At 68.2% G+C, this 6,637-nt stretch carries 6 protein-coding genes; all 6 read left to right on the top strand.

The features are described from left to right. The first annotated feature begins 299 nt into the window (after positions 1-299). The 6 genes from WS92_RS30315 to WS92_RS30290 all read left to right on the top strand — a co-directional run bounded on the left by WS92_RS30315 (position 300) and on the right by WS92_RS30290 (position 6,634). A complete protein-coding gene (locus tag WS92_RS30315; RefSeq protein ID WP_059929115.1) occupies positions 300-1,067 on the top strand; it encodes a hypothetical protein in 768 nt (255 codons plus the stop codon). Between the two features lie 38 nt (positions 1,068-1,105). Continuing rightward, on the top strand, positions 1,106-1,834 hold the full coding sequence (locus tag WS92_RS30310) for a hypothetical protein (RefSeq protein WP_059929113.1): 729 nt from the start codon (positions 1,106-1,108) through the stop codon (positions 1,832-1,834). Then, complete coding sequence (locus tag WS92_RS30305) at positions 1,831-4,224, top strand: tyrosine-type recombinase/integrase (protein WP_059929110.1); 2,394 nt, start codon at positions 1,831-1,833, stop codon at positions 4,222-4,224. Before WS92_RS30310 ends, WS92_RS30305 begins: the two co-directional genes overlap by 4 nt. A gap of 358 nt (positions 4,225-4,582) precedes the next feature. After that, complete coding sequence (locus tag WS92_RS30300) at positions 4,583-5,257, top strand: helix-turn-helix domain-containing protein (RefSeq protein WP_082743505.1); 675 nt, start codon at positions 4,583-4,585, stop codon at positions 5,255-5,257. A 4-nt stretch (positions 5,258-5,261) separates the two neighbouring features. Further along, entirely contained in the window at positions 5,262-5,546 is a 285-nt protein-coding gene (locus WS92_RS30295) for a hypothetical protein (RefSeq protein ID WP_059929107.1), read from the top strand. Then, positions 5,546-6,634 carry a hypothetical protein gene (locus WS92_RS30290; RefSeq protein WP_059929104.1) on the top strand — a complete coding sequence of 363 codons (1,089 nt, stop codon included), beginning with the start codon at positions 5,546-5,548 and terminating at the stop codon, positions 6,632-6,634. Before WS92_RS30295 ends, WS92_RS30290 begins: the two co-directional genes overlap by 1 nt. The last annotated feature ends 3 nt before the right edge of the window (positions 6,635-6,637 follow it).

Raw genomic sequence — 6,637 nt, 5'->3', positions numbered from 1 at the left:
CAAACCGTGCTGTATAGAGATATATCTTTATACAGCACGGTTTTTCATCTGTCGATCCGGCTGAAAAAGTGACACATCTGATAATTGTTCTTATCAGATAGGTGACTTTTTGCTGTCAGATTCCGCGTTCTGCACTACACTCTGTCCTGACCCCCGTCCGGCGGGGCGCAACGGGGCAGGGCAGGCGGTCGTGCCACGCCGGCCCGGCCGCGGCGCCGATCGCGCTGTGTGCGCTCCGCTACGGTTTCCGTATTGCGCCATACGCCACCTGCCGACCTCTCGCTACATGGAGCAGTCCTATGTCGTCACCCGCTGTGGACCTGACCGACCCGAAAGCGGTCCTGCACGCGCTGCGCGATAGCGATCAGCGCGTGCGTGACGCGTTCGTCGCGGCTCTCGGCACGGAACTCGAGCAGCTGGCCGCGGGGGGCGCTACGTGTTTCCAGCGCCTGCCGGGCCTCAACGCGCGGCTCGTCCAGGTCAACACGCTTCGTACCGACTTGATGGGCGCGTTCGCGCTCGGTGTGCTCGACGACCTGATGGTCTCCACCAAGCTCTTGCTGGGGGGCAAGCTGCCTGCGTCGGGCAACGTGATGCGTCAGGCGATCGAAGGGATCGCGATGGCGCTGCTGTGTTCGACGGACAGCCTGTTGGTGATCGAACAGAAGGACAACCGGCCACCGGTGCAGGCCCGGTACTGGAAGAAGGTGTGGACGGGCGACACCCGCGTCCAGGGGCAACATGCGATTCGGCAGCCCGGTTGGAACGCGGCCGCGCTCGGCGTGAAGCCCGAGGGCATCAAGCGTCTGCGCGACGCGCAGCCGTTTTTTCATCCGTTCAGCCATTGCGGGCAGGTCGCGACCGTCCATCGTGCGGCTCTTGCGCAACCCGGCGTTTGGAACCTAGGCGGGCATTTCGAGGAAGCGAAGCTCGACGGCTATCGGACCCACATGGCGCAACGCATCGGACTGTGTAGTGTGCTGCCGGGGTTTCTCGATCGCCTGTTGGGTGCGCTGCCACCCGCCGGTGCAGCGTCAGCCGCATCGAACCCGCCGGCCCAAGGTTGAGAGCTGGGTCCCATGCATAACAGAATCGAAGGACCTCTATGGCGGCATTCGAAGTAGCAATCGAGGCCTCCCACGTCGCGACCGCCGCGGCGCAAGTACCGGCGGTGAACGGCTGGACACTCGTGCTCACGAGCGCGGTTGTGGCGTCACTCATCAACGGCGGGGTATTGTGGTGGCTCAAGCGTGGCGATCGGCGACGTGAAGATCAAGCGAACGCGAAGCGACGAGAGCTGGCGCATCGTGACGCGGCCTATGTGTTGGAGGCGTTCGCGAGAGAGGCGAACGATTACAGCGCCGCCATCGACGACGCGTTGCCCGAATACTGTCGTCACGACATGACGGCCTTCGACAGGTTGGATCACGTCCACCTGCGTTTCGACCTCCCGCCAGCGACCGTGGTATCTGAATTGAGCGCCGCCCGTGTCGACGAGCTGCGCGAACTTCGGGAAGGGGTGGGCCAAAGTGCTGCGTGGGTTGCTGGCCAGCACCATTGGACCGGCAAGGACGACGAGTACGAGTTCGAAACGCAACGTGCGATCCACTTTGGTTCGGTCGCCTGTCGCCTCGCAGACGCCATGCGCGCCGAGGTGGGCGTCTCACCGTACTCGATGACGGCGCAATATCTCGCCGACTTCGACGCTCAGTTCGAGCGGTTGGCGGAACGGTACGCAAAACGGCAGGGACGTCTCGAACTGATTCCCGAACTCCAGCCGCGCATGAAGGACCGGTTCCCCGGTCTACTGGTCGTCGAGTCGGAGGGCTTGTGAGCGGATCTGGCCACCGACGTGATCATCGTAGGGCCACGGATTCGTCGCGGCCGCTGCTGCGCCTGACCACTTCCCACTTCGCGTTATACCGCGCGTATCTGGAAGGGCTTGACGAGCCGACGCTGCACGCGCACTACGGCGTGCCGGGCACCGACGTGCGCGTCACGCGTCGCACGCTGGCGATGCTCCGCGACACGCTGACGATCGCCGCGCGTCGCGCGCGCGACATCGACGCCGCGCACCTGCTGCGCCTTAAGCCGGGCAGCCTGCCGCGCGACGCGCATGCGGGGGGCGCCGAGGGCGGGGCGGTCGAAGTGCCGACGCTCGAGGCGTTCCGCGAGTCGGTCGACCCTGATGCGTTCTACAGCGAACGCGAGCTCGTCGCGTTGTACGTCGACACCTATCCGCCGGCGTCGTCGCCCGAGCTCGATCGCAAGGTCGCGCGCAATCGGCGTCTGCGCGACCGGCAGGACGCGGCGCTCGCGCGGATGGAGGCCAGTCTCGTCGAGGCACCGCAGCCCACGCACACGCTCGACGGCTGGTTCGACGCGAAACGCGTCGCGCGGCTCGCGGCCACCGGCGTCACCACCTTCGCCGAGCTGCTCGCGCTGATCCGCGCGCGGCGGCTGCGCTGGTATCGCGTGGTGCCGCGCCTGGGCGCGATCGGCGCGCAGCGCATCATCGACTTCGTGGCGCAGCACCCGGACACGCTCGGTTACCTGTCGCCGCTCGCGGTCACGCCGCGCCGGCAGCTGGCGGCCGGCCATCCGGCGCTGCAGCCGGTGCCGGGCGCCGGCGCCGACGTGGTGCCGCTCGAGGCGCTGCGCGTGCCGGCCGCGCTCGACGGCTCGGCCGGCCTGAACCGCGCGCCGGTGCCCGCGCATCAGGCCGAGCTGAATACCGACCTGCAGGCCGTTCACGCGTGGATCTCGATCCGCGGCGCGCGCAGCGACGCGACCCGCCGCGCGTACCGGCGCGAAGCGGAACGGCTGCTGCTGTGGGCGATCGTCGCGAAGGGCAAACCGCTGTCGTCGCTGAACACGCCGGATTGCGCCGAGTACCTCGATCAGTTCCTGCGCGATCCGCAGCCGGCCGAACGCTGGATCGGCCGCGGCCGCGTCGAACGGTTCGATCCGGCCTGGCGGCCGTTCGTCGGTCCGCTGTCCGAGCGCAGCCGCGACACCGCGCGGCGGATCCTCAATGCGATGGGCGCGTGGTTGGTCGACCAGCAGTACCTGCGCGTGAACCCGTTCGGCGGCCTGCCGGCCGCGCCGGCCGTCGCGCTCGACACCACTGGGCGCACGCTCACGCGCGCGCAGTGGCAGTACGTGCTGCAGACCGTGCTGCAGCCCACACCGGCCTTCCATCGCGCCTTTGGCGGCGCCGGCGCGCAGTCGCCGAATGGGGGGGCGAATGGGGCGGTGAACCGGGCAGCGCATGCGCGCGATGCGTTCCTGCTGCTGTTCGCGTACGCGACCGGGCTGCGCCGCGCCGAGCTCGCCGCGGCGACCACCGGCGCGCTCACGCGCACGGCGCTCGACGGCGCGCTCGACGACGCGTGGAGCCTGCGCGTCATCGGCAAGGGTCGGCGCGCGCGCACCGTGCCGATGCCGCGCCGCTTGATCGACGCGCTGCGCGCGCAGCTGCGCACGCGTCCGGTGCCGCTCACCCTCGAGACGGCGCCGCCCGACACGCCGTTGATCGCGCGTCTCGCGACCGGCGAGGCGCTGCACCCGGACGTGGTGGGGCGCCTGTTCAAGGCGATTTTTGCGCGGGCCGCCGAGCAGCTGGCGATCGCGTATCCGAACGCGGCCGCCGACCTGCGCCGCGCGAGCACGCACTGGCTGCGCCACACCTTCGCGAACCATGGGCTCGACGCCGGCGCCGACCTGCGCGACATGCAGGAGCTGCTCGGCCACGCGAGCCTCGGGACCACCACGCGCTACACCAAGGCGGATGCCGCGCGGCAGTTTCAGTCGGTCGAGGCGTTGTTCAACGCGGCGCTCGACGGCGCGGAGCCGGCGGCGGCCGCGGGCGCACCCGCGACGTCGACGCCGGCGAGCGCCGCTGAGACCTTCCGCGCGGACGCTCGCCCCGCAGCGCAGTGGGTCGACGTGCACGTCACGCTGCGCGTCGAACCGAAGCGCGCGGGCGGCCGCGGCCGCGCCCGTGTCCTCGAGCGCGTCGAGCGCGAGGTGCTGGCCGGTGTCGTGCGCACGCCGACCCGCGACGGCGTCACCGTGCTGCAGGTGCCGTTCGAGAACGGCGACGCGTTCGATCGGCGTGTCGACGACCTGCTGGTTGCGATCGCGCTGACCGCCGAGCAGCATCGCTGCACGTCGGAGAGCGAGGCGTGGGCCGAGGTGGCGGGCGAACGCTGGACGTGGTGAGATACGCAATCTCGGCTGCGCGACGTCCATTGAGCGCGCCAGCGAGTCAGCCCGACATTGCGGCGCGTGCGACGAGCACGATTTGGGAAATGTATAAAAGCGTCTCTCTAGCGGTATCGCAGGCTGATGACACCCGTGCAACAACCGCGGCGACTGGCAGCATTCTCCTGCCAGCCGGCGGTCGGACCTACATATGCCAACGGCAGACAGCGATCAATGCCGCTAACTCCCGTTAGCGGCATTGCGTTTAATGCTCAAAAACCCGAAAGGGCGCATTATCAAAGTCCCTTGACACGTCTTTAAGACGTGCTATGCTGGGTCATACGTCTTTAAGACGGGTTTCTGTTCAGGAGGCTTCATGTCGGTGTTGTACGCATATCGCTGCCCGGCCTGCGGCAAACGCGGTGAGGTGCACCATCCCGATGACAGCTACGACGGCGCGGCCGCGACCTGCGAGAAATGCTACGGCCCGGTCACGCTGGAGTGGGACGGGGGCGTGACGCTCGAAGTCGCGCCGTACGACGGCGGGCCGACGCCCAACGAGATCAAGTCCGCTCGCTTGCGCGGCCGGCGCACCCAGGCGCAGGTTGCCGCGTTGCTCGGCGTGAAGGAGCGTCAAGTGCAGCGCTGGGAGGCCGGCCAGGCGCCGATGCCGATCGCCGCCTGGCTGCTGCTGCGTCGGTCGTGGGGCTATCGGTTTCCGAGCGACTTCGAACGGGTGGAGGATTTCGAGCGCGGCTGGGATCAGCTCCGCGATCGCCGGCGCGACACCATCGAGCGCGGCGATGTGGTCGAGCTGCAGCCGGTCGACGGTCCGCGCCTGCGCGCGACCGTGTGTCTTGATCGCGTGCACGACGGTCTGGTCGACGAAGACAGCTACGGCGCGTTCGTCACCGAGTTCGTCGGTGCCGCCGGCGCCGGTCAGGAATACCGCGGTTTCTTCATCCCCGAGCGCGTGACGTTTGCGCGGTCGAACGTGATCCACCTCGAGCAGCGCGTGCCGCCGGCAGCCGCTCGATCGACCGGAGCGTGACACCGTGAGCAAAACCCTGAGCTACGCGAATCTCACCGCGTACGCGGAGCAAGCAATCCGCCATTACATGGCTGAAGTCGCGACACATCGGGCCGCCGGTGAAGTCGAGCGCGAGGCTCGTGCCCAAGCGGCCGCATACGCGGTGCACGCGATGTGGGAATCACTGGTCGTGCAGCATCTGGAGCCGCACGGCCGGAAGTCGTTCATGGCCGACTTCGCGCGGCTGGACGCGCTGGTGTTCCCGGACCGTGCGGCGTCGCCCCCCCTCATCCTGAACGGAGCCTGCTGATGCGCAAGGAATACGACCTGCAGACCGACGTGCTGGCGACGATCGTCGCGACGACGCCTGTCACCCCGAAGCACGCCGAGTTGCTCACGGCGTTCGCGACGCGCACCGAGTACCGCGGCGCGCGGCACGTGAAGGCGCGCGACGAATTCGGCGAACAGCCGGCGCGCATCGTCGATGCCGACGGGCGCGAGATCGCGGCTGACTATTCCGCGTGGATCGACGCGCAGCTGGCCGTCCACGGCGGCTCGGTGCATGAGGTATGGCATGCGCATAAGGATTCGGGCTACCAGCTGGTCGAGATCCAGCCGCGGCGCCACTACTTCGCGTACGACCGCGGCGGCGACCAGGACAACTTCGTGCAGCTCGAGATCTGGGAGGAACAGGAGTTCGTCGAGCGCGAGGTGTTCCCGCGCGACGCTGCCTGGGGGCTGCCGGATGCCGATGAGCTTCGCCGGGGCTACCTGCGCGGCGCCGCCGTCACGCAATTCGAGCGGCGCGAACTCGGCGCGCCGCGTTATCGCCTCGCGGCGGTGATCGACATACAGCGCTTCACGGCGCTCGCCGAGGCGATCTATCGCGAGCGGCGTCAGCGCGAAGGCGATCGCCTGTTGGTCGAGACGAACAGGCAGACAGGCGAATCGCGTGAAGTCCGCGTGCGCGACCTCACGCCCGGCTACGATGCGCACCAGTGGCGAGGCCGCCGCTTCTTCGACGACTGGGCCGCGTCGAGCGCGGGCCGGGCCGGCGAGCGGATCTGTCGACGGTGGGTGTTCAAGACCGAAGACTACGACGACCCCCGCACCGGTCGCCAGCTGGACTACGTGCCGGCCTGGACGCACACGCGCAAGATCGCCGAGTTGAAGAACACCGCGAAGCTGGATGCATACAGCCTGTACGGGAAGCTGAACCAGTTCGACGCGCGCATCGGCCACCGCTTCGCCTGGTACTTCTATGGCTTACACGGCAACTTGATCCTAAGCGGACAGATGGCGCGCGTGCTTGAGGCGGCGGAAGCCGGCTTGATCGTGCTGCCAGAGCACGACTATCAGGTGCTGCGCCGCTGGGGCGACAACCGGTACGGGTTTTGAGGG

It is taken from the genome of Burkholderia sp. MSMB1588 (assembly GCF_001546925.1).
GTDB classification, from domain to species: domain Bacteria; phylum Pseudomonadota; class Gammaproteobacteria; order Burkholderiales; family Burkholderiaceae; genus Burkholderia; species Burkholderia humptydooensis.
This window is presented reverse-complemented; position numbering and strand designations above follow the sequence as displayed.

What these genes read in the sequence shown, in the direction of transcription:
- WS92_RS30315 (WP_059929115.1), top strand. Translation starts at nt 300, where the DNA reads ATGTCGTCACCCGCTGTGGACCTGACCGACCCGAAAGCGGTCCTGCAC.
- WS92_RS30310 (WP_059929113.1), top strand. Translation starts at nt 1,106, where the DNA reads ATGGCGGCATTCGAAGTAGCAATCGAGGCCTCCCACGTCGCGACCGCC.
- WS92_RS30300 (WP_082743505.1), top strand. Translation starts at nt 4,583, where the DNA reads ATGTCGGTGTTGTACGCATATCGCTGCCCGGCCTGCGGCAAACGCGGT.
- WS92_RS30290 (WP_059929104.1), top strand. Translation starts at nt 5,546, where the DNA reads ATGCGCAAGGAATACGACCTGCAGACCGACGTGCTGGCGACGATCGTC.